General features: G+C 65.2%; 32 protein-coding genes. 1 reads left to right on the forward strand and 31 read right to left on the reverse strand.

The annotated features are described in order from the left end of the window. Positions 1 to 11: 11 nt before the first annotated feature. Together M2319_RS22615 and M2319_RS22620 are read right to left on the reverse strand one after the other, a co-directional pair. Complete coding sequence (locus M2319_RS22615) at positions 12 to 1,463, reverse strand: DegQ family serine endoprotease (RefSeq protein WP_264603747.1); 1,452 nt, start codon at positions 1,461 to 1,463, stop codon at positions 12 to 14. Between the two features lie 88 nt (positions 1,464 to 1,551). Beyond that, positions 1,552 to 1,983 carry an Lrp/AsnC family transcriptional regulator gene (locus tag M2319_RS22620; protein ID WP_264603748.1) on the reverse strand — a complete coding sequence of 144 codons (432 nt, stop codon included), beginning with the start codon at positions 1,981 to 1,983 and terminating at the stop codon, positions 1,552 to 1,554. Positions 1,984 to 2,164: 181 nt separating this feature from the next. Here M2319_RS22620 and M2319_RS22625 point away from each other — a divergent pair, with 181 nt between their 5' ends. After that, complete coding sequence (locus M2319_RS22625; protein ID WP_264603749.1) at positions 2,165 to 3,373, forward strand: type III PLP-dependent enzyme domain-containing protein; 1,209 nt, start codon at positions 2,165 to 2,167, stop codon at positions 3,371 to 3,373. A gap of 9 nt (positions 3,374 to 3,382) precedes the next feature. Here M2319_RS22625 and M2319_RS22630 read toward each other — a convergent pair whose 3' ends face one another. The 29 genes from M2319_RS22630 to M2319_RS22770 all read right to left on the reverse strand — a co-directional run. Then, the gene (locus M2319_RS22630) at positions 3,383 to 4,177 is read right to left on the reverse strand and encodes a PhzF family phenazine biosynthesis protein (RefSeq protein WP_264603750.1); all 795 of its coding nucleotides are present in this window, start codon (positions 4,175 to 4,177) and stop codon (positions 3,383 to 3,385) included. A gap of 118 nt (positions 4,178 to 4,295) precedes the next feature. Continuing rightward, entirely contained in the window at positions 4,296 to 4,730 is a 435-nt protein-coding gene (rplQ, locus tag M2319_RS22635) for a 50S ribosomal protein L17 (RefSeq protein ID WP_264603751.1), read from the reverse strand. A 57-nt stretch (positions 4,731 to 4,787) separates the two neighbouring features. Beyond that, a complete protein-coding gene (locus tag M2319_RS22640; protein ID WP_406682267.1) occupies positions 4,788 to 5,816 on the reverse strand; it encodes a DNA-directed RNA polymerase subunit alpha in 1,029 nt (342 codons plus the stop codon). A gap of 110 nt (positions 5,817 to 5,926) precedes the next feature. Next, positions 5,927 to 6,316: a 30S ribosomal protein S11 gene (gene rpsK / locus M2319_RS22645; protein WP_111436448.1), complete on the reverse strand. Its 390-nt coding sequence runs from the start codon at positions 6,314 to 6,316 to the stop codon at positions 5,927 to 5,929. A 101-nt stretch (positions 6,317 to 6,417) separates the two neighbouring features. After that, positions 6,418 to 6,786, reverse strand: a complete 369-nt coding sequence (gene rpsM / locus M2319_RS22650; RefSeq protein ID WP_111436447.1) for a 30S ribosomal protein S13 — start codon at positions 6,784 to 6,786, stop codon at positions 6,418 to 6,420. Between the two features lie 202 nt (positions 6,787 to 6,988). Beyond that, positions 6,989 to 7,564 carry an adenylate kinase gene (locus tag M2319_RS22655; RefSeq protein WP_264603753.1) on the reverse strand — a complete coding sequence of 192 codons (576 nt, stop codon included), beginning with the start codon at positions 7,562 to 7,564 and terminating at the stop codon, positions 6,989 to 6,991. After that, entirely contained in the window at positions 7,561 to 8,892 is a 1,332-nt protein-coding gene (secY, locus tag M2319_RS22660; RefSeq protein ID WP_264603754.1) for a preprotein translocase subunit SecY, read from the reverse strand. The genes M2319_RS22655 and secY overlap by 4 nt, the downstream gene beginning before the upstream one ends. Positions 8,893 to 9,098: 206 nt before the next feature. Continuing rightward, on the reverse strand, positions 9,099 to 9,593 hold the full coding sequence (rplO, locus tag M2319_RS22665; RefSeq protein ID WP_264603755.1) for a 50S ribosomal protein L15: 495 nt from the start codon (positions 9,591 to 9,593) through the stop codon (positions 9,099 to 9,101). Positions 9,594 to 9,612: 19 nt separating this feature from the next. Continuing rightward, positions 9,613 to 9,807 carry a 50S ribosomal protein L30 gene (gene rpmD, locus M2319_RS22670; protein WP_264603756.1) on the reverse strand — a complete coding sequence of 65 codons (195 nt, stop codon included), beginning with the start codon at positions 9,805 to 9,807 and terminating at the stop codon, positions 9,613 to 9,615. A gap of 41 nt (positions 9,808 to 9,848) precedes the next feature. After that, positions 9,849 to 10,397: a 30S ribosomal protein S5 gene (gene rpsE / locus M2319_RS22675; RefSeq protein WP_264603757.1), complete on the reverse strand. Its 549-nt coding sequence runs from the start codon at positions 10,395 to 10,397 to the stop codon at positions 9,849 to 9,851. A 39-nt stretch (positions 10,398 to 10,436) separates the two neighbouring features. After that, the gene (rplR, locus tag M2319_RS22680) at positions 10,437 to 10,793 is read right to left on the reverse strand and encodes a 50S ribosomal protein L18 (protein WP_264603758.1); all 357 of its coding nucleotides are present in this window, start codon (positions 10,791 to 10,793) and stop codon (positions 10,437 to 10,439) included. An 11-nt stretch (positions 10,794 to 10,804) separates the two neighbouring features. After that, positions 10,805 to 11,341: a 50S ribosomal protein L6 gene (rplF, locus tag M2319_RS22685; RefSeq protein WP_264603759.1), complete on the reverse strand. Its 537-nt coding sequence runs from the start codon at positions 11,339 to 11,341 to the stop codon at positions 10,805 to 10,807. Between the two features lie 48 nt (positions 11,342 to 11,389). After that, entirely contained in the window at positions 11,390 to 11,788 is a 399-nt protein-coding gene (rpsH, locus tag M2319_RS22690; RefSeq protein ID WP_264603760.1) for a 30S ribosomal protein S8, read from the reverse strand. Positions 11,789 to 11,801: 13 nt separating this feature from the next. Beyond that, positions 11,802 to 12,107 (reverse strand): 30S ribosomal protein S14, encoded by a 306-nt coding sequence (gene rpsN, locus M2319_RS22695; protein WP_264603761.1) that lies wholly within the window; start codon positions 12,105 to 12,107, stop codon positions 11,802 to 11,804. A gap of 31 nt (positions 12,108 to 12,138) precedes the next feature. Then, entirely contained in the window at positions 12,139 to 12,699 is a 561-nt protein-coding gene (gene rplE / locus M2319_RS22700; protein ID WP_264603762.1) for a 50S ribosomal protein L5, read from the reverse strand. Continuing rightward, positions 12,692 to 13,009, reverse strand: a complete 318-nt coding sequence (gene rplX / locus M2319_RS22705) for a 50S ribosomal protein L24 (RefSeq protein ID WP_264603763.1) — start codon at positions 13,007 to 13,009, stop codon at positions 12,692 to 12,694. The genes rplE and rplX overlap by 8 nt, the downstream gene beginning before the upstream one ends. Further along, complete coding sequence (gene rplN, locus M2319_RS22710; RefSeq protein ID WP_111436435.1) at positions 13,009 to 13,377, reverse strand: 50S ribosomal protein L14; 369 nt, start codon at positions 13,375 to 13,377, stop codon at positions 13,009 to 13,011. Before rplN ends, rplX begins: the two co-directional genes overlap by 1 nt. Positions 13,378 to 13,441: 64 nt before the next feature. Beyond that, positions 13,442 to 13,690 (reverse strand): 30S ribosomal protein S17, encoded by a 249-nt coding sequence (gene rpsQ, locus M2319_RS22715; RefSeq protein ID WP_111436434.1) that lies wholly within the window; start codon positions 13,688 to 13,690, stop codon positions 13,442 to 13,444. Positions 13,691 to 13,702: 12 nt separating this feature from the next. Then, a complete protein-coding gene (gene rpmC, locus M2319_RS22720) occupies positions 13,703 to 13,903 on the reverse strand; it encodes a 50S ribosomal protein L29 (protein WP_264603764.1) in 201 nt (66 codons plus the stop codon). Between the two features lie 28 nt (positions 13,904 to 13,931). Then, positions 13,932 to 14,345 (reverse strand): 50S ribosomal protein L16, encoded by a 414-nt coding sequence (gene rplP / locus M2319_RS22725; RefSeq protein ID WP_264603765.1) that lies wholly within the window; start codon positions 14,343 to 14,345, stop codon positions 13,932 to 13,934. Between the two features lie 43 nt (positions 14,346 to 14,388). After that, complete coding sequence (gene rpsC / locus M2319_RS22730; protein ID WP_264603766.1) at positions 14,389 to 15,114, reverse strand: 30S ribosomal protein S3; 726 nt, start codon at positions 15,112 to 15,114, stop codon at positions 14,389 to 14,391. Then, complete coding sequence (gene rplV / locus M2319_RS22735; RefSeq protein WP_264603767.1) at positions 15,114 to 15,494, reverse strand: 50S ribosomal protein L22; 381 nt, start codon at positions 15,492 to 15,494, stop codon at positions 15,114 to 15,116. Before rplV ends, rpsC begins: the two co-directional genes overlap by 1 nt. Before the next feature lie 2 nt (positions 15,495 to 15,496). Next, positions 15,497 to 15,775, reverse strand: coding sequence for a 30S ribosomal protein S19 (gene rpsS / locus M2319_RS22740; RefSeq protein WP_264603768.1), 279 nt, complete (start codon positions 15,773 to 15,775; stop codon positions 15,497 to 15,499). Between the two features lie 15 nt (positions 15,776 to 15,790). Further along, the gene (rplB, locus tag M2319_RS22745; protein ID WP_264603769.1) at positions 15,791 to 16,624 is read right to left on the reverse strand and encodes a 50S ribosomal protein L2; all 834 of its coding nucleotides are present in this window, start codon (positions 16,622 to 16,624) and stop codon (positions 15,791 to 15,793) included. 13 nt (positions 16,625 to 16,637) lie between these two features. Beyond that, positions 16,638 to 16,931 (reverse strand): 50S ribosomal protein L23, encoded by a 294-nt coding sequence (locus M2319_RS22750; protein WP_264603770.1) that lies wholly within the window; start codon positions 16,929 to 16,931, stop codon positions 16,638 to 16,640. Next, entirely contained in the window at positions 16,928 to 17,548 is a 621-nt protein-coding gene (gene rplD, locus M2319_RS22755) for a 50S ribosomal protein L4 (RefSeq protein ID WP_264603771.1), read from the reverse strand. Before rplD ends, M2319_RS22750 begins: the two co-directional genes overlap by 4 nt. Continuing rightward, entirely contained in the window at positions 17,548 to 18,288 is a 741-nt protein-coding gene (gene rplC, locus M2319_RS22760; protein ID WP_264603772.1) for a 50S ribosomal protein L3, read from the reverse strand. Before rplC ends, rplD begins: the two co-directional genes overlap by 1 nt. A 27-nt stretch (positions 18,289 to 18,315) precedes the next feature. Beyond that, complete coding sequence (gene rpsJ, locus M2319_RS22765; protein ID WP_111436425.1) at positions 18,316 to 18,624, reverse strand: 30S ribosomal protein S10; 309 nt, start codon at positions 18,622 to 18,624, stop codon at positions 18,316 to 18,318. Positions 18,625 to 18,687: 63 nt separating this feature from the next. Next, positions 18,688 to 18,831: EF-Tu C-terminal domain-related protein (locus tag M2319_RS22770; protein WP_454557350.1), on the reverse strand; the 144-nt coding region annotated here is incomplete at its 5' end.

Consider the following 18,831-nt stretch of genomic DNA (forward strand, 5'->3'; position numbering starts at 1 on the left):
TGAGCCTCGGATTATCCCCGGAACGCCATGCGGATGAGCTGGCCGTTGCGGCTGATGACGATGCGCCAGGTGCGCGGATCGGACGCCGCAATGCCTTCAAGCTGGCGCGTCGTCCCGATGCGGTCGCCATTGACGTCGACGATGACGTCGCCGGGCAGGAGGCCGACGCTGGCCGCCGGCGAGCGCCGGTCGACGGCGACGATGACGACGCCCTCGGTGAGGCCCTTGAGGTCCAGTTCCTCGGCAACGGCCGGTGAGAGGTTGGCGACGGTGATGCCGGCAAAGGGCGAATAGCCATCGATCGCCCGCTCGTCGCGCGGCACGGTCTCCGGCGCCGGCTGCAACGCCACCTCGGCGACCATTTCGCGCCCGCCGCGCACGATGCCGAGCTTGGTCGTGCCGGAAATGCCCTTGGTGACGAACCGGTAGCCGAAGCTGTTCGGGCTGTCGACGGTGGCGCCGTCAACGGTGACGATGAGATCACCGACCTTGAGGCCGGCCGCTTCCGCCGGCCCGCCGGCAATGACGCCGACGACGAGCACGCCCTCCGGCCGGTCGAGGCCGAGGCTTTCGGCGATATCGGCCGTGACCTGCTGCAGCGAGGCGCCGAGCCAGGGCCGCTGCACGCTATCGCCGCCCTGGCGCGCGGATTCGGCAACGAGCCGCGCCATGTTGGAGGGGATGGCGAAGCCGATGCCGTTGGAGCCGCCGGAGCGCGAATAGATCGCCGTGTTGATGCCGACGAGGTTGCCGCGCATGTCGATGAGCGCGCCGCCGGAATTGCCCGGATTGATGGCCGCGTCGGTCTGGATGAAGAACTGGTAGTCGGAGACGCCGACCCGGGTGCGGGCAAGCGCGGAGACGATGCCCTGCGTCACCGTCTGGCCGACGCCGAACGGATTGCCGATGGCCAGAACGATGTCGCCGACCTCAAGCCCGTCCGAATCGCCGATCGCCACCGACGGGAAGCTCTCGCCCTTCGGATCGCGGATCTTCAGGACCGCAAGGTCGGTCTTGTCGTCGTCGAGGATGACATCGCAGTCGAACTGGCGCTTGTCGTTGAAGGCGACCCGGACCTCCTCCGCGCCGCGGATGACGTGGTTGTTGGTGAGGATGATGCCGTCCTTGGAGATGACGACGCCGGAGCCGAGCGAGCGCTGCATGCGGGTGCGCGGCCGCCCGTTCTCCCGATCGCCGAAGAAATGCCGGAAGAACGGATCGTCGAGGAACGGCGTCAGACGCTGCTGCTGGCGGACGACCTTTTGCGCATAGACGTTGACGACGGCCGGCGCGACCTTCTTGACGATGGGCGCGAACGAGAGCCGCACCTCGGTCATATCCGTCGGCACCACCCGGTCGTCGGCCGCGGCGATGCGTGCTGCGCCGAGGCTGCCGGCCAGAACGAGGGTCGCAAGAACGAGGGCGGCAAGAACTGTCGATCCGGAACGCCGGGATACCCGCATCTCAACATCTCTCCAATGAACGTTCATAACAGGACGGCCGGGCCGCCGCGTCGGCAGGGACTCAAGGGCGCCCTCTTCGTGACCCGGTTTAGCGCCGATCGAGCTTGGTCGACAATATCACGGCCGATTCCGATTTTTTTACGCCGTCGACGGCGAGGATGCGGTCGAGCACCTTGTCGAGATGATCGGTGGTCTGGGCGGCCGCGATGACGGCGAGGTCATAACGGCCGCTGACGGAGTAGACGGTCTCGATCTCCGGCGTGCCCTTCAGCGCATTGGCGATGCCGATGGCATGGCGCTGGTCGATCTCCAGGAGCACGATCGCCCTGACCCCCGGCCGCTCGCCGGCGGCAAGCCGCACGTCGTAGCCGGCGATGACGCCGCTTTCCTCCAGCCGCCGCAGCCGGTCCTGCACCGTGGAGCGCGACAGGCCGAGCTTGCGGGCAAGGCCGGAAACGGACTCCCGCGCATTGAGGCGCAACAGCGCGATCAGTTCCTCGTCGCGACCTTCCGCGGCCATGTCCCGCACCCCGTTTCGTCATTTTGCCGAACGTGTCGGCGAAACTATCAAGCATTCGGCAAATCCGCAAAATCTATCGGCTTTTTTTCGCCATAGGGATCGGCGATCCTGAGAATCGTTCGCGGCGGCACCCGCACCCAGGACCGGACGTGCCGCTGCCCAGAAAAAACGAGGGGTCGGTATGGATCGCAAGGCCGAGGTCGTGGCGTTCGACGCCACGCGTGCGCAGACGACGCGGAGTCGTTACCCGGATGTCTTTCCCGATGTGGCCGCGCTGATCGCCGCGTGCGCGCCTGAGCATCCGACGCTCTGCTTCAGCCCGGCCCGCGCCCGCGCCTCCGCCAGAGCCTTCAAGGGTGGCTTTCCGGGGCTGACCACCTATGCCGTGAAATCAAACCCGACGCCGGAGCTGATCCGCGCCTTTTCAGCAGAAGGCATCACCGCGTTCGACGTCGCCTCCACGGTGGAGATGGCGCTGGTGCGCGGCGTCCTGCCGACGGCGGTCCTCCACTACAACAATCCGATCCGCTCCGACCACGAGACCGACGTCGCACTCCATCGATTTGGCGCCCGCCATTTCGTCGTCGACGACCGGGAGGGGTTCGAGCGGCTCGCCGCCCATGTCACCGATCCGGCGACGGTCGAGGTGTCGGTGCGCATCCGCCCGGCCCGCAACATGGCACTGCACGATTTCCGCTCCAAATTCGGCGCCGAGCCGGAACATGCCGCCCCGCTTCTGGCCGAGATCGCCCGGCGCGGCTTTGCGACCGGCCTCACCTTCCATCCCGGCTCGCAATGCGGCGATCCGGCCGCCTTCGTCGCCCTCGTCTTCGATGCCGCAGGTGTTGCCCGCGAGGCCGGCGTTGCGCCGCAAAGCCTCAATGTGGGCGGCGGCTTTCCGGCCCGCTACCGCGGCGGCGAGGCGCCGGAACTGGAGCGCTATTTCCGCGACATCGGCGATGCCTTCGCCCGCACCTTCGATCGCCAAAAGACCCGGCTCGTCGCCGAGCCCGGCCGCGCGCTCTGCGCTCCGACCATGTCGCTGCTCGCCGAGGTCAAGCACCGGCGCGCCAATGGCGACGTCTTCCTCAATGACGGCATCTACGGCAGCCTGATGGAGCTTTCCCAGATCCCGATCGAGCCGCCGGTGCTGGTCCGCCGCGGCCCGCACATCCTCACCGGCCCGGCGACCCCGTCCCGCGTCTACGGCCCGACCTGCGACCCCCTCGACGTGCTGCCGAAGCCGGTATCATTGCCCGAGGACATCCGCCCCGGCGACCGCATCGAATTCGGCATGATGGGCGCCTACAGCTCGGCCACCATCACCAGCTTCAACGGCTATGGCCGCATCGAAACGGCGACGGTGGAGAGGATTCTGGGCGCCAGATAAAGAACCGGGTCAGTCCGGCAGCCGGATCTCGGCCTTCATGAACGTGGCGGCCTGGCCGAAGAGCCGGACCCGATCGCCCGCGATCTCACAGGTGAGCGACCCGCCGCGGGCGGACGCCTGCCGCGCCGTCATCCGTGCCTTGCCGAGCCGTTCCGCCCAATAGGGCGCGAGCGTTGCGTGGGTCGAGCCCGTCACCGGGTCTTCCGGGATGCCGGCGCCGGGCGCGAAATAGCGCGAGACGAAATCCGATACGGTGCCGCGGGCCGTAACGACGAGGCCGACCGGTCCGAGCCTGGCGATGGCAGAAAGGTCCGGCGAAAAGCCGGTCACCGCCGCCTCGTCGGCAAGCTCGGCAAAGAGATTCTCGAAATTTCGAAAGAGCGTCGCGCCCGCCGGCACCACATGGGCGACCTCCTCCGGCAGCCGCTCCAGCGGCTCCGGCGCCAGCAGCGGCACGTCGAGCGCATAGCCGTCTTCGGTCGCGGTGACGCGAAGGTCCCCCACCCTCGTCAAAAACCGCATCTCGCCCGCGATACCGTGCTCGCGCGCCAGCACATGGGCCGTGGCAAGGGTGGCGTGGCCGCAGAAGTCGACCTCCACGGTCGGCGTGAACCACCTGAGGTCCCAGCCGTCCCCCGATCGGCCATCCCCTGAGCGACAGGCAAAGGCCGTCTCGGCGAGATTGTTTTCCCCCGCGATCGCCTGCAGTGTTTCGTCGGCCAGCCAGCGATCGAGGATCAGGACGGCCGCCGGATTGCCGCCGAACACCCGGTCGGTGAAAGCATCGACCTGGAACATCTCCATCCGGTCATTCTCCCCTCTGACGGCACGCGCTCCGCGTGATCGGACACGAAAAAGGCGCCGCCCGACAGCCCGGACGGCGCCTTTTCAATTCTGACCTGAGCCCTGGGGCCGCCCGGCGTTACGCCGCGGCGCCTTCGGCCTCGAGCGTCTCGTCGACGTCGGCCGTCGGCCCGGAATCGGTGCCCTTGGCGGCCGGATCGCGGTCGACGAACTCGATGACGGCGAGCGGCGCGTTGTCGCCATAGCGGAACCCGGCCTTCAGGACGCGGGTGTACCCGCCGTTGCGCTCCTGGTAGCGCGGGCCAATGACCTCGAACAGCTTCTTGGCCATTGCCTCGTCGCGCAGTTCCGATGCCGCCTGGCGCCGGGCGGCGAGACCGCCCTTCTTGGCGAGCGTCACCAGCTTTTCGACGATCGGGCGAAGATCCTTCGCCTTCGGCAGCGTGGTGACGATCTGCTCATGCTTGATCAGCGAGGCAGACATGTTGGCGAACATCGCCTTGCGATGGCTCGGCGTGCGGTTGAGCTTGCGGCCCCGAGTGCGATGGCGCATGGCCCTGTCCCTTTCTTCGTGTTTACCCGTGCGGACGACCGTTCCGGTCCAGTCCGATCAATAGTGGTGGTCTTCGTAGCGCTTGGCGAGCTCTTCGATGTTCTCCGGCGGCCAGTTGGTGACCTCCATGCCGAGGTGAAGGCCCATCTGCGCCAGCACTTCCTTGATCTCGTTGAGCGACTTGCGGCCGAAATTCGGCGTCCGCAGCATCTCCGCCTCGGTCTTCTGGATGAGATCGCCGATATAGACGATGTTGTCGTTCTTCAGGCAGTTGGCGGACCTGACCGAGAGCTCCAGCTCGTCGACCTTCTTCAAGAGCGCCGGGTTGAAGGCGAGCTCCGGAACCTGCTCTTCCTTGACCTCCTTGTCCGGCTCCTCGAAGTTCACGAAGATGGACAGCTGGTCCTGCAGGATGCGCGCGGCATAGGCGACCGAATCTTCCGGCGACACCGAGCCGTTGGTCTCGACCGACAGCGTCAGCTTGTCGTAGTCGAGGACCTGGCCCTCACGGGTGTTCTCGACCTTGTAGGAGACCTTCTTGACCGGCGAATAGAGCGAGTCGACCGGGATCAGGCCGATCGGCGCGTCTTCCGGACGGTTGCGGTCGGCCGCGACATAGCCCTTGCCGGTGTTGACGGTGAACTCCATGCGGATCTCGGCGCCCTCGTCGAGGGTGCACAGCACGTGATCCGGATTGAGGATCTCCACATCGCCCACGACCTGGATATCGCCGGCGACGACGACGCCCGGGCCCTGCTTGCGCACGACCATGCGCTTCGGCCCCTCGCCTTCCATCTTGACGGCGATTTCCTTGACGTTGAGGACGATGTCGGTGACGTCCTCGCGCACGCCCGCAATCGAGGAGAACTCGTGCAGCACGCCGTCGATCTGGACGGCGGTGACTGCCGCGCCCTGCAGCGAGGACAGAAGCACCCGACGCAGCGCGTTGCCGAGCGTCAGGCCGAAGCCGCGCTCCAGCGGCTCCGCGACCACGGTGCCGAGACGGTTGGCCTCATGCCCGGACTTGATGTCCAGCTTGGTGGGCTTGATCAATTCCTGCCAGTTTTTCTGGATGACCACGACCATACCCTTTCAGTTTTTCCGGCGGCATCTGTCGATGCGCCACATATCAGTCGAAATGCCGGCGTCCCGCCGGCGGACCCGCGCCGCTCGGGGTCCCTTGCCGGATACGGCGATCAGACGCGCCGGCGCTTGCGCGGCCGGCAGCCATTGTGCGGGATCGGCGTCACGTCGCGGATCGACGTCACGGTGAAGCCCGCGGACTGCAGTGCGCGCAATGCCGACTCACGGCCGGAGCCGGGACCGCGCACCTCGACCTCGAGCGTGCGCATGCCGTGCTCCATCGCCTTCTTGGCGGCGGTCTCCGCGGCAAGCTGCGCCGCGTACGGGGTCGACTTGCGCGACCCCTTGAACCCCATCGACCCGGCGGACGACCACGAAATGGCATTGCCCTGGGCGTCGGTGATGGTGATCATGGTGTTGTTGAAGGTCGAATTCACATGGGCCACGCCCGACGTGATGTTCTTGCGTTCGCGGCGGCGAATCCGCGTTGCGTCTTTAGCCATTGGCAGTCTCCGATCTCAGCACCGCCGTAGTGCCGGCGGCTCCACCGTAAATCGAAAGACGGCGCCGGAAAGGCACCGCCCTGTCGAAAACGTGATGTTGGTTACTTCTTCTTGCCGGCAATCGGCTTGGCCGGACCCTTGCGCGTGCGCGCATTGGTGTGGGTCCGCTGGCCGCGCACCGGCAGGCCGCGGCGATGCCGAAGGCCGCGATAGCAGCCGAGGTCCATCAGCCGCTTGATGTTCATCGCCACCTCGCGGCGCAGATCGCCTTCCACGATGTAGTCGCGGTCGATGATCTCGCGCATCTGGATGACTTCCGCGTCCGACAGCTCGTTGACGCGGCGCTCCGGCGCGATGTTGACGGCCTCGATGATGTCCTGGGCCTTCTTGGGGCCGATGCCGTGAATGTACTGCAGCGCAATCACGGTGCGCTTGTTGGTCGGAATGTTGACGCCAGCAATACGGGCCACGCTGTTTCTCCTTATGGAACGGCCGCCCTCCGGCGGTCGTCAATGCTCTGGGCACCGCGAACCAAGCACAACAGGATCGGCCCTCGGGTCCCTTTATGGGCTCCCAGCACCGATCGCTCACAGTGTCGCGAAGTGGTGCGGTTTTTAGCGATTCCGCAAGGGTCCGTCAACCGGCACCCCGCGAAAAACCTTCACGTCTCGTTCAGGCTGCCGCGTCGAGGATCGCGTCGATCTCGGCGCCGACCTGGTCGACGGTCTGTGTGCCGTCGATCGTCTGCAGCATATTCTTGTCGCGGTAGTAGCCGATCAGCGGCTTGGTCTGGTTGTGATAGACCGTCAGCCGCTTCTTCAGGGTTTCCGCATTGTCGTCGGCGCGCTCGCCGCCGGTCTCCCGGGCGCGCTTCTCGATGCGCTCAAGGAGGATCTCGTCATCGACGTCAAGCAGGATGACCGCGTCGAGGCCGAGCCCCTTTTCCGCCATCACCCGGTCGAACGCCTCGGCCTGGGCGATGGTGCGCGGGAAGCCGTCGAGCATGAAGCCGTTAGCGCAGTCCGGTTGCTCGAGGCGCTCCGCGATGATGCCGACCACCACCTCGTCCGGCACCAGGTCGCCCCGGTCCATGATCTCCTTGGCCTTCAGGCCCACTTCGGTCTCTGCCTTGACCGCGGCCCGCAGCATGTCTCCGGTCGACAACTGCACGATGCCACGGTTTTCCACGATACGCTTTGCCTGGGTTCCCTTGCCGCTGCCCGGTGGCCCAAGGAAAATCAACCTCATCGACGACGCCCCCTCAACTTCGCTTTCTTGACGAGCCCTTCATACTGATGGGCCAGCAGATGCCCCTGGATCTGCGATACGGTATCCATCGTCACGCTGACCACGATCAGCAACGACGTGCCGCCAAAATAGAAGGGAACGCCGGTCGCCGATATCAGAAATTCGGGTAACAGGCAGACCGCAACCAGATAGATAGCTCCGATGACGGTGATTCGGGTCAGGACGTAGTCGATGTACTGGGCGGTGCGCTCGCCCGGCCGGATGCCGGGGATGAAGCCGCCGTGCTTTTTCAGATTGTCCGCGGTGTCGGCCGGATCGAACACGATCGCGGTGTAGAAGAACGCAAAGAACACGATCAGGCTGGCATAAAGGATCATGAACAGCGGCGCGCCGCGGCCGAGCAGCGAGGTCACCGTGATCAGCCATTCCGGCCCGTTCTGGGACGAGAAGTTCGCGACCGTCGCCGGAATCAAGAGCAGCGAGGAGGCGAAGATCGGCGGGATGACGCCCGAGGTGTTGAGCTTCAGCGGCAGATGCGAGGACTGGCCTTCCATCATCTTGTTGCCGACCTGGCGCTTCGGATACTGGATCAGCAGCCGGCGCTGGGCCCGCTCGATGAACACGATGATCGCGATCACGGCCACCGACAGCGCCAGGATGGCCAGGATGATCGGCGTCGACAGCGCGCCCTGGCGGCCGAGCTCCAGCGTTCCGACGATGGCCGAGGGAAGCTCGGCGACGATGCCGGAGAAGATGATCAGCGAGATGCCGTTGCCGACGCCGCGCGCCGTGATCTGCTCGCCCAGCCACATCAGGAACATGGTGCCGCCGACCAGCGTCACCACGGTGGAGAAGCGGAAGAAGATGCCCGGATCCATGACGATGCTGCCGGCGCCCTCAAGGCCGACGGCGATGCCGTAGGCCTGGAATGTCGCCAGGATCACCGTGCCGTAGCGGGTGTACTGGTTGATCTTCTTGCGGCCCGCCTCACCCTCTTTCTTGAGCTGCTCAAGCGACGGCACGACGCTCGTCATGAGCTGGATGATGATCGAGGCCGAGATGTACGGCATGATGCCGAGGGCGAAGATCGCCATGCGGCCGACGGCACCGCCGGCGAACATGTTGAACATGCCGAGGATGCCGGACTGGTTGGCCTGGAACGCCCGCGCAAGCTCGTCCGGATTGATGCCCGGCAGCGGGACATAGGTGCCCAGCCGATAAACGATCAGCGCACCCAGCGTGAACCAGATGCGCTTCTTCAGTTCTTCCGCTTTTGCGAACGCGGAGAAATTGATGTTTGCTGCGAGTTGTTCTGCGGCCGATGCCATACCCGTCTCCGCCTAAAACGGCAGCGGCGATCCTGCGATCGCCCCCACCGTCTTCCGTGTCATTTTTGCCGCCCTGCCCCTTGCCGGACCGGCGTCGGTTTCCCGGCGACGGTCAGGGGTTCCGGCGGAAAGGCTCAAGGTCCCAGAGATGAAGGACCCCGAAAGGACTGCGCCGACGCCCGCGTCCGGGGTGCGGCGCACCCGGATCACTCCGCGTCCTTGGCGTCGCCCTTGGAGGTCTCCGGCGCAATCACCGTGACCTTGCCGCCGGCCTTCTCGACCGCCGCAATGGCGGCCTTGGAGGCGCCGGCGATCTCGAACGTCACCTTGTCCTTCAATTCGCCGTCGGCGAGAAGCCGCACACCGTCCTTCGCGCGCCGCACGACGCCCGCCGCGACCAGCGCTTCGACGGTCACCGTCGCCTTCTTGTCGAGCTTGCCGGCGTCGATCGCCTGCTGCACCCGGCCGAGGCTGGTGACGTTGTAGGACTTGGCGAAGATGTTGCTGAAGCCGCGCTTCGGCAGGCGCCGGTGCAGCGGCATCTGGCCACCTTCGAAGCCCTTGATGGCGACGCCCTCGCGGGACTTCTGACCCTTGACGCCGCGTCCGCCGGTCTTGCCCTTGCCGGAGCCGATACCGCGGCCGACGCGCTTGGCGGTTTTCACCGCGCCGTCGTTGTCTTTGATTTCGTTGAGCTTCATCGTCGTCTCCCGGTGCGCCTTAGTCTTCTTCGACGACGCGAACCAAATGCTGCACGCTGCGGATCATGCCGCGCACTTCCGGCGTGTCCTGAAGCGTGCGGCGGCGGTGCATTTTGTTGAGGCCGAGGCCGACAAGCGTCGCCCGCTGCTCTTTCGGACGCCGGATCGGGCTGCCGATTTGCTCGACCGTGATCGTTTTTTCAGTAGTGGCCATCAGATCGCTCCCGGATCAACTGGTGACGCGCGTGAGGGAAATCAACCCTCGGTGACGTCGACGATATCGCGCCGACGCGCCTGCAGCGCCGAAACTTTGAGGCCGCGGCGGGCGGCGACCGAACGCGGGCTGTCTTCCCGCTTCAGCGCCTCGAACGTCGCGCGAACCATGTTGTACGGATTCGACGTGCCGAGCGACTTGGCGACCACGTCCTGCATGCCGAGCGTCTCGAACACGGCGCGCATCGGACCGCCGGCGATGATGCCGGTGCCCGGAGGGGCCGCACGCAGCACAACCCGGCCGGCGCCGTGGCGCCCTTCCACGTCGTGGTGGAGCGTCCGGCCCTCGCGCAGCGGCACCCGGATCATGCCGCGCTTGGCAGCTTCCGTCGCCTTGCGGATCGCCTCGGGCACCTCACGCGCCTTGCCGTGGCCGAAACCGACCCGGCCCTTCTGGTCGCCGACGACGACCAGCGCCGCAAAGCCGAACCGACGGCCGCCCTTGACCACCTTGGCAACGCGGTTGATGTGGACGAGCTTGTCGACGAACTCGCTGTCGCGGTCCTGCTCGCGCATGTCCTGTCTTGCCATACCGTTCTTCCGTTATCCGTTGCGCCCCGAACGGGACGATCAGAAATCCAGGCCGCTCTCGCGGGCCGCATCGGCCAGCGCCTTGACGCGGCCATGGTAGATGTAGCCGCCGCGATCGAAGATGACCTGCTTGACGCCGGCCTCGGTCGCCCGCTCGGCAATCAGCTTGCCGACGGCCTCTGCGGCACCCTTGTCGCCGCCGTTCTTCAGCTTGTCGCGCATGGTCTTTTCCAGCGACGAGGCGGACGCGAGCGTGCGCCCGTTGCCGTCGTCGATGACCTGGGCATAAATGTGCCGACCCGACCGGAAGACGCTGAGGCGCGGACGCCCGTTGGCAGCCTTCTGGATCTGCCGGCGCACCCGGATGCGACGCTTGTTGAAAGTATTCTGAGCCATCGGTCTCGCGCCTACTTCTTCTTGCCTTCTTTGCGGACGATGAATTCGTCCGCATATTTGACGCCCTTGCCCTTATAGGGCTCCGGCGGCCGGTAATCGCGGATCTCCGCCGCCACCTGACCAACCTGCTGGCGGTCGATGCCGGTAATCGTGACTTCCGTCGGCTTCGGGCACGCGATGTCGATGCCCTCCGGGATCGGATAGATCACGTCGTGGCTGAAGCCGAGCGCGAGCTGCAGGTTCTTGCCCTGCACCTGGGCGCGGTAGCCGACGCCGTTGATCTGCAGCTTCTTCTCAAAGCCGTCCGATACGCCGGTCACGATGTTCGAGACCATGGTCCGCGACATGCCCCACATCGACCGGGCCTTCTTGTCGTCGGCGTCGACCGGCGTGATCTTGATGCCGTCGTCGGTCTTTTCCACCTTGCACGTATCGCTGACGGTAAAGGACAAGCTGCCCTTCGGACCTTTCACCGACACGGTCTGACCGTCGATATCCGCCGAGACCCCGCTCGGAACCGGCACCGCTAATTTGCCTATCCGGGACATTTCACCAATCCGTGCTCTTCGTTGTTCCGTTGCCCTGCCCTTTGCGCCTTAGAAGACGCGGCAGAGCACCTCGCCGCCGACATTCTTGTCGCGGGCTTCGTGATCGGCCATCACGCCCATCGGCGTCGACAGGATCGACACGCCGAGGCCGTTGTGGATCCGCGGGATCGTCTTCACCGAGGTGTAGACGCGCCGGCCGGGGGTCGAGACGCGCTCGATCTCCTGGATCACCGGCTGACCGTCGAAATACTTCAGCGAGATCTCGATTTCGGACTTGCCGCCGTCGAAGTCCACCGAGGTGTAACCCCGGATGAACCCTTCCGACTCCAGCACGTCGAGAACGCGCTTGCGCAACGTCGAAGCGGGCGTCGAGACCGTCGACCGGCCGCGCATCTGCGCGTTCCGGATACGGGTCAGCATATCGCCCAGGGGGTCGCTCATCGACATGGATGCGTTCTCCTTACCAACTCGACTTGACCATGCCGGGCACCAGGCCCAGCGACCCGAGCTCACGAAGCGCAACGCGCGACATCTTGAGCTTGCGGTAGTAGCCTCGCGGCCGGCCGGTCACTTCACAGCGATTGCGAATGCGCGTCTTGGAAGAGTTCCGCGGCAGTTCCGCAAGCTTGAGCTGCGCCTGGAATCGCTCTTCCAGCGTCAGCGATTCGTCCTTAGCCGCAGCCTTCAGGGCCTTGCGCTTGTCCGCGTATTGGTCGACGAGCTTCCGCCGCCGCTTGTTCTTCTCGATCGCGCTTTTCTTCGCCATACCTTCGCCTCGTCGAAAAACCGTTGCCCGATCACGTCCGGAACGGGAAATTGAACTCGCGCAGCAGCGCGCGCGCCTCGTCATCGGTCGTTGCCGTGGTGCAGACGACGATGTCCATGCCCCAGATCTGATCGACCTTGTCGTAGTTGATCTCCGGGAACACGATGTGTTCCTTGATGCCGAGCGCGTAATTGCCCTGCCCGTCGAAGCTCTTCGGGTTCAGGCCGCGGAAGTCCCGAACGCGCGGCAGCGCGATCGTCACCAGACGGTCGATGAACTCGAACATCCGCGCCTTGCGCAGCGTCACCTTGCAGCCGATCTCCATGCCCTCGCGCAGCTTGAACGTGGCGATGGACTTGCGGGCCCGGGTGATCACGGGCTTCTGGCCGGCGATCAGCGCCAGGTCGGCGGCCGCCGACTTGACCTTCTTGGAATCGCCGACGGCCTCGCCGACGCCGATGTTCAGAACGACCTTTTCAAGCGCCGGAATCTGCATCGGGTTCTTGTACCCGAACTCTTCCAGCATCTTGGTGCGCACGACGTCCGCGTAATGGGTCTTCAGCCGCGGCACGTAAGTGGTGGCTTCAGCCATCGATCAAATCTCCCGAACGCTTGGCGAACCGCACCTTCCGGCCATCGTCGAGGACCTTGGTCCCGATCCGCGTCGGCTTGTCGTCCTTGGGATCGGCAATCGCGATGTTGGACAGGTGGATAGGCATTTCCTTGGAAATGATGCCGGCTTCCTGGGTCGCGGTCTGGCGCTGGTGGCGCTTGGCGACGTTGATGCCGCGCACCACGGCGCGGTTTTCCTTCGGCATCATGCGGATCACTTCGCCGATGCGACCCTTGTCGCGCCCGGCGAGGACGACGACGCGGTCGCCCTTCTTGATCTTCAAAGACATCACAGCACCTCCGGTGCGAGCGAGATGATCTTCATATGCTGCTTCGCTCTCAGTTCGCGCGGCACCGGGCCGAAAATACGGGTACCGACCGGCTCTTTCTTGTTGTCGACCAGCACCGCCGCATTGCGATCGAAGCGGATGACGCTGCCATCCGGACGACGGATGTCCTTGGCGGTGCGCACGACCACGGCCTTCATGACCTGGCCCTTTTTCACGCGGCCGCGCGGGCTCGCTTCCTTGACGCTGACAACGATGATGTCGCCGACGCCCGCATATTTGCGCTTGGAGCCGCCAAGCACCTTGATGCACATGACACGGCGCGCGCCGGAATTGTCAGCCACGTCGAGATTGGTCTGCATCTGAATCATGACTGCCCGCCTCGTAACTCTCTGCGCGCCTGCCGCTTACCGGTCCCGGCGCTCTATTCCATTCTTACTGGTCGCCGGCCACTTCGGCCTTGACCACAACCCAAGACTTCGACCGCGAGATCGGCCTGCTTTCCTCGATCGCGACCAGGTCGCCGACCTTGTAGGCGTTGTTCTCGTCATGCGCCTTGTAGTTCTTGGTGCGGCGCACGGTCTTCTTGAACAGCGGGTGCGTGAAGCGCCGCTCGACGCGGACAACCACCGTCTTGTCGCTCTTGTCGCTCACCACGACGCCATGAAGCAGCCGTTTCGGCATGAAGTTTCTCCGTTATGCGCTTTCAGCAGTGCGCTTCTCGCGCATGATGGTCTCGATCCTGGCGAGGTCGCGGCGAATCTGCCGGACGCGCGCCGTGTTCTCCAACTGACCCGTCGCCCGCTGGAAGCGCAGATTGAACTGCTCCTTCTTCAGCTTGCCGAGCTCATCGGTGAGCTGGTCGACGGTCATTGCTCTGACGTCACTTGCCTTCATGGCCGTAACCCTTGTTCCTGTCGCGCCGCTATTCGGCGATGCGCTGCACGAACCGCGTGCGGATCGGCAGCTTCGCGGCACCGAGACGCAGCGCCTCGCGGGCGATCGGCTCGGCGACGCCGTCGATTTCGAAAACGATCCGGCCCGGCTTGACCCGGGCGGCCCAGAATTCCGGCGTGCCCTTGCCCTTACCCATGCGCACTTCGGTCGGCTTCTTCGACACCGGCACATCCGGGAACACCCGGATCCAGACGCGTCCGGCGCGCTTCATGTGGCGGGTGATGGCCCGCCGCGCGGCCTCGATCTGGCGGGCGGTGATCCGCTCCGGCTCCAGCGCCTTCAGGCCGTAGGAACCGAAATTCAGATCGGTGCCACCCTTGGCGTTGCCATGGATGCGGCCCTTGTGCTGCTTGCGAAATTTCGTGCGCTTCGGTTGGAGCATGGTCTCGCTCTTATTCTAGTCGTTCACCAACAGGCGTTTGTCGTCACGCAGCCCGGTCCCGGCGGCCACGGCCACCGCGGTCACCGCCGCCGCCACTTTCCTGGCTCTCGCTCGACCGACGCTCGGAAGCCATCGGATCGTGCTCCAGGATCTCGCCCTTGAAGATCCACACCTTGACGCCGCAGCAGCCATAGGCAGTGCGCGCCGTCGCCGTGCCGTAATCGATGTCCGCGCGCAGCGTGTGCAGCGGCACCCGGCCCTCGCGGTACCATTCCATACGGGCGATTTCCGCACCGCCGAGACGGCCGCCGCAGTTGATGCGGATACCTTCGGCGCCGAGCCGCATCGCCGACTGGACGGCCCGCTTCATGGCCCGGCGGAACGCCACGCGGCGCTCGAGCTGCTGGGCGATGGAGGCGGCCACCAGCGTGGCGTCGATCTCCGGCTTGCGCACCTCGACGATGTTGAGGTGGACTTCCGACTTGGTCATCTCGGCCAGCTTGCGGCGCAGCTTCTCGATGTCCGCACCCTTCTTGCCGATGACGATGCCCGGCCGTGCCGAGTGGATCGTGATCCGGCACTTCTTGTGCGGACGCTCGATGACGATCTTGGAAACCGCCGCCTGCTTCAGCCTGTCCATCAGGTAGCGCCGGATCTCCATGTCCTCATGGAGCAGCGAGCCGTACTCGCCCTTGTTGGCGTACCAGCGGGAATCCCAGGTGCGGTTGATGCCCAGCCGAAGCCCGACCGGATTGACTTTCTGACCCATCAGGCGGTCTCCTCGACTTCGCGCACGACGATCGTCAGGTTCGAGAACGGCTTCTGGATCCGTCCCACCCGACCGCGCGCCCGCGGCTTCCAGCGTTTCATCACCAGGGCCTTGCCGACGAAGGCTTCCGCGACGACGAGCGAGTCGACGTCGAGCTGGTGGTTGTTTTCCGCGTTCGCAATGGCTGACTCCAGCGTCTTGCGCACGTCGTTGGCGATGCGCTTGCGCGAGAACGTCAGGTCCGCGAGCGCCGCATCGACCTTCTTGCCGCGGATCATGCTTGCGACAAGGTTCAGCTTCTGCGGGCTGACCCGCAGCATCCGGTTCACGGCCTTGGCCTCGTTGTCGGCCAGGGACCGGGGGCTCTTCGGCTTGCCCATCGTTATCTCCTCTTGGCCTTCTTGTCGGCAGCGTGGCCGTAATAGGTCCGGGTCGGCGCGAACTCGCCGAACTTGTGTCCGACCATGTCTTCGGAGACCAGCACCGGAACGTGCTTCTGGCCGTTGTAGACGCCGAAGGTCAGACCGACGAACTGCGGCAGGATGGTCGACCGACGGCTCCAGATCTTGATCACCTCTTTGCGACCCGAGGAGGCCGCCTTTTCGGCTTTCTTCAGCAGATATCCGTCGATGAACGGACCTTTCCAAATGGAACGAGCCACTTCTTCCTGCCTCTCTTACTTCTTGCGCGCGTGACGGCTGCGCACGATGAACTTGTCGGTCGCCTTGTTGGACCGCGTCCGCTTGCCCTTGGTCGGCTTGCCCCACGGCGTCACCGGGTGACGGCCGCCGGAGGTGCGGCCCTCGCCGCCGCCATGCGGGTGGTCGACCGGGTTCATGGCGACGCCGCGAACCTTCGGCCGGATGCCGAGCCAGCGCGAGCGGCCGGCCTTGCCGAGATTGGTGTTGGCGTTGTCCGGATTGGACACAGCGCCGACGGTCGCAAGGCAGGCGCCGAAGATGCGGCGCTGCTCGCCGGAATTCAGCCGGATCGTCGCATAGCCCTGGTCGCGGCCGACGATCTGCGCATAGGCGCCGGCGGCGCGCGCGATCTGTCCGCCCTTGCCCGGCTTCATCTCCACATTGTGGATGATGGTGCCGACCGGGATCGACGACAGCGGCATGGTATTGCCCGGCTTGACGTCGACGTTCTGACCCGAGATCACCTTGTCGCCGACGGCCAGCCGCTGCGGCGCCAGGATGTAGGCGAGCTCGTCGTCCTCATAGCGGATCAGCGCGATGAACGCCGAGCGGTTGGGATCGTATTCGATCCGCTCGACCGTCGCCGGCACGTCGAACTTGCGCCGCTTGAAATCGACGATGCGGTAGGTCCGCTTGTGGCCGCCGCCCTTGCGCGGCGACGTGTTGCGGCCGGCATTGTTGCGCCCGCCCGCCTTGGTCAGACCCTCGGTCAGCGTCTTGACCGGCTTGCCCTTGTAGAGCTTGGAGCGGTCGACGATGACCAGCTGGCGCTGACCCGGCGTCGTCGGTTTGAATGTTTTCAGTGCCATTGTTCTATCCGCCTCAGAGACCCGTCGTCACGTCGATGGAATGGCCTTCCACGAGGGTGACCACCGCCTTCTTGACGTCAGATTGCCGGCCCGGATGACCACGGAAGCGCTTCACCTTGCCCTTGCGCAGGATGGTGTTCACGCCCGAGACCTTGACCCCGAACAGCGCCTCCACGGCAGCCTTGATCTGGGGCTTGGTCGCGGTCTTGGCCACGTTGAAGACGACCTTGTTGGCCTCGGAGGCGTAGGTCGACTTCTCGGTGATGACCGGGCTCACGATGACGTCGTAATGCTTCAGGTCCGTCATTTGAACCGCTCCTCGAGAGCGGCCACGGCCGCCTTCGTCAGTACCAGTGTGTCGCGCCGCAGGATGTCGTAGACGTTGGCGCCGGCAACCGGCAGCACGTCGAGATGCGGAATGTTGCGAGCCGCCATCGCAAAGCCCTCATTGAGCTCCGCACCGTCGATGACCAGCGCGCTGGTCAGGCCGAGGCCGCCGAGCTTCTCGCGCAGCGCCTTGGTCTTGGCCGCGTCCAGCTTGACGTCGTCGACGACGATCAGACTCTCGCCCCGCGCCTTTTCCGACAGCGCCAGCTTCAGGCCGAGGGCACGCACCTTCTTCGGCAGGTCGTGGGCGTGGCTGCGGACCACCGGCCCGTGCGCCCGGCCACCGCCGACGAAGATCGGCGCCCTGCGGCTGCCGTGACGGGCACCGCCGCCGCCCTTCTGCTTGCCGAACTTCTTGCCGGTGCGGGCGATTTCCGCCCGGCCCTTGGTCTTGTGCGTGCCCGCCTGGCGCTTGGCGAGCTGCCAGCGCACGACGCGCTGCAGGATGTCGCCGCGCGGCTCCAGGCCGAACACCTCGTCGGAAAGCGTCAGCGAACCCGCCGATGCGCCGTCGAGCGTCTTTACTTCAATATCCATCACGCAGTCTCCCCGGCGGTCTCGACCGCCTCGGCCTCGGCCGCGGCCGGAGCGCCGGCACCTTCGGGCAACCGGAACCTGCCGGGCGTCGGCACGTCTTCCGGAAGCGACTTCTTCAGCGCGTCGCGAACCAGGATCCAGGTGCCCTTGGCTCCCGGAACGGCGCCCTTGACCATGATCAGGCCACGGTCGGCGTCGGTCTTGACGACCTTCAGGTTCTGCGTCGTCACCCGCTCGTTGCCGAGCTGGCCGGCCATCTTCTTGCCCTTGAACACCTTGCCGGGGTCCTGGCAGTGGCCGGTCGAACCATGCGCGCGGTGCGAGATCGACACGCCGTGCGAAGCCCGAAGGCCGCCGAAATTGTGCCGCTTCATGGCGCCGGCAAAGCCCTTGCCGATCGAGGTGCCGGTAACGTCGACGAACTGGCCGGCGACGAAGTGATCGGCCGTCAGCTCTGCGCCGACGTCGATCAGATTGTCCGGCGACACCCGGAACTCGGCCAGGCGGCGCTTCGGCTCGACCTTGGCGACCGCGAAATGTCCGCGCATGGCGCGCGGCGTATTCTTGGCCTTGGCGAGACCGGCGCCGAGCTGAACGGCGGTGTATCCGTCCTTGTCGTCGCTGCGATGGGCGACAACCTGACAGTTTTGAAGTTTCAGCACGGTCACGGGAACGTTCTCACCGGAATCCAGGTAGATCCGGGTCATTCCGACCTTTTGTGCAATCACTCCTGAGCGCATTTCCATGCTTCCCCGGGTTAGTGCGGCCTAGAGCTTGATCTCGACATCGACACCGGCAGCCAGGTCGAGCTTCATCAAGGCGTCCACCGTCTGCGGCGTCGGATCGATGATGTCCAAAAGCCGCTTGTGGGTCCGGATTTCAAACTGCTCGCGCGACTTCTTGTCGATGTGCGGCGAACGGTTCACGGTGAATTTCTCAATCCGCGTCGGCAGCGGCACCGGGCCGCGTACCTGGGCACCCGTCCGCTTGGCCGTCGAGACGATTTCCTTCGTCGACGTGTCCAAGATGCGGTGATCGAACGCCTTCAGGCGGATACGAATGTTTTGACCGTTCATGACCGAGTCCTTGAAAGATGCGGGCGGGGGCAAAGCGGCTCCCGCCGCATCCGTGGTTTCCTGCTACTCGATGATCTGCGCGACGACGCCGGCACCGACGGTGCGGCCGCCCTCGCGGATGGCGAAGCGCAGCTTTTCTTCCATCGCGATCGGCACGATCAGCGTCACGTCCATCGTCACGTTGTCGCCCGGCATCACCATCTCCGT

This window comes from Rhodobium gokarnense (assembly GCF_025961475.1).
GTDB lineage: Bacteria > Pseudomonadota > Alphaproteobacteria > Rhizobiales > Rhodobiaceae > Rhodobium > Rhodobium gokarnense.

Bases quoted from the DNA above. Each gene is read 5' to 3' on its own strand.
- rplC (WP_264603772.1), bottom strand. From the start codon at position 18,288: ATGCGCTCAGGAGTGATTGCACAAAAGGTCGGAATGACCCGGATCTAC.
- M2319_RS22620 (WP_264603748.1), bottom strand. From the start codon at position 1,983: ATGGCCGCGGAAGGTCGCGACGAGGAACTGATCGCGCTGTTGCGCCTC.
- rplP (WP_264603765.1), bottom strand. From the start codon at position 14,345: ATGCTCCAACCGAAGCGCACGAAATTTCGCAAGCAGCACAAGGGCCGC.
- M2319_RS22655 (WP_264603753.1), bottom strand. From the start codon at position 7,564: ATGAGGTTGATTTTCCTTGGGCCACCGGGCAGCGGCAAGGGAACCCAG.
- rplX (WP_264603763.1), bottom strand. From the start codon at position 13,009: ATGTCTTTGAAGATCAAGAAGGGCGACCGCGTCGTCGTCCTCGCCGGG.
- M2319_RS22630 (WP_264603750.1), bottom strand. From the start codon at position 4,177: ATGGAGATGTTCCAGGTCGATGCTTTCACCGACCGGGTGTTCGGCGGC.
- M2319_RS22640 (WP_406682267.1), bottom strand. From the start codon at position 5,816: ATGGTCGTGGTCATCCAGAAAAACTGGCAGGAATTGATCAAGCCCACC.
- rpsQ (WP_111436434.1), bottom strand. From the start codon at position 13,690: ATGCCGAAACGGCTGCTTCATGGCGTCGTGGTGAGCGACAAGAGCGAC.
- rpmD (WP_264603756.1), bottom strand. From the start codon at position 9,807: ATGGCCACTACTGAAAAAACGATCACGGTCGAGCAAATCGGCAGCCCG.
- rpsJ (WP_111436425.1), bottom strand. From the start codon at position 18,624: ATGAACGGTCAAAACATTCGTATCCGCCTGAAGGCGTTCGATCACCGC.
- M2319_RS22625 (WP_264603749.1), top strand. From the start codon at position 2,165: ATGGATCGCAAGGCCGAGGTCGTGGCGTTCGACGCCACGCGTGCGCAG.
- rplR (WP_264603758.1), bottom strand. From the start codon at position 10,793: ATGGCTCAGAATACTTTCAACAAGCGTCGCATCCGGGTGCGCCGGCAG.
- rpsN (WP_264603761.1), bottom strand. From the start codon at position 12,107: ATGGCGAAGAAAAGCGCGATCGAGAAGAACAAGCGGCGGCGGAAGCTC.
- rplV (WP_264603767.1), bottom strand. From the start codon at position 15,494: ATGGGCAAGCCGAAGAGCCCCCGGTCCCTGGCCGACAACGAGGCCAAG.
- rplQ (WP_264603751.1), bottom strand. From the start codon at position 4,730: ATGCGCCATCGCACTCGGGGCCGCAAGCTCAACCGCACGCCGAGCCAT.
- rpsK (WP_111436448.1), bottom strand. From the start codon at position 6,316: ATGGCTAAAGACGCAACGCGGATTCGCCGCCGCGAACGCAAGAACATC.
- rplB (WP_264603769.1), bottom strand. From the start codon at position 16,624: ATGGCACTGAAAACATTCAAACCGACGACGCCGGGTCAGCGCCAGCTG.
- secY (WP_264603754.1), bottom strand. From the start codon at position 8,892: ATGGCATCGGCCGCAGAACAACTCGCAGCAAACATCAATTTCTCCGCG.
- rplF (WP_264603759.1), bottom strand. From the start codon at position 11,341: ATGTCCCGGATAGGCAAATTAGCGGTGCCGGTTCCGAGCGGGGTCTCG.
- rpsH (WP_264603760.1), bottom strand. From the start codon at position 11,788: ATGTCGATGAGCGACCCCCTGGGCGATATGCTGACCCGTATCCGGAAC.
- rplD (WP_264603771.1), bottom strand. From the start codon at position 17,548: ATGGATATTGAAGTAAAGACGCTCGACGGCGCATCGGCGGGTTCGCTG.
- rpsC (WP_264603766.1), bottom strand. From the start codon at position 15,114: ATGGGTCAGAAAGTCAATCCGGTCGGGCTTCGGCTGGGCATCAACCGC.
- rplN (WP_111436435.1), bottom strand. From the start codon at position 13,377: ATGATTCAGATGCAGACCAATCTCGACGTGGCTGACAATTCCGGCGCG.
- M2319_RS22750 (WP_264603770.1), bottom strand. From the start codon at position 16,931: ATGACGGACCTGAAGCATTACGACGTCATCGTGAGCCCGGTCATCACC.
- rplE (WP_264603762.1), bottom strand. From the start codon at position 12,699: ATGGCTGAAGCCACCACTTACGTGCCGCGGCTGAAGACCCATTACGCG.
- M2319_RS22615 (WP_264603747.1), bottom strand. From the start codon at position 1,463: ATGCGGGTATCCCGGCGTTCCGGATCGACAGTTCTTGCCGCCCTCGTT.
- rpmC (WP_264603764.1), bottom strand. From the start codon at position 13,903: ATGAAGGCAAGTGACGTCAGAGCAATGACCGTCGACCAGCTCACCGAT.
- rplO (WP_264603755.1), bottom strand. From the start codon at position 9,593: ATGAAGCTCAACGAAATCAAAGACAACGACGGCGCGGTGAAAACCGCC.
- rpsE (WP_264603757.1), bottom strand. From the start codon at position 10,397: ATGGCAAGACAGGACATGCGCGAGCAGGACCGCGACAGCGAGTTCGTC.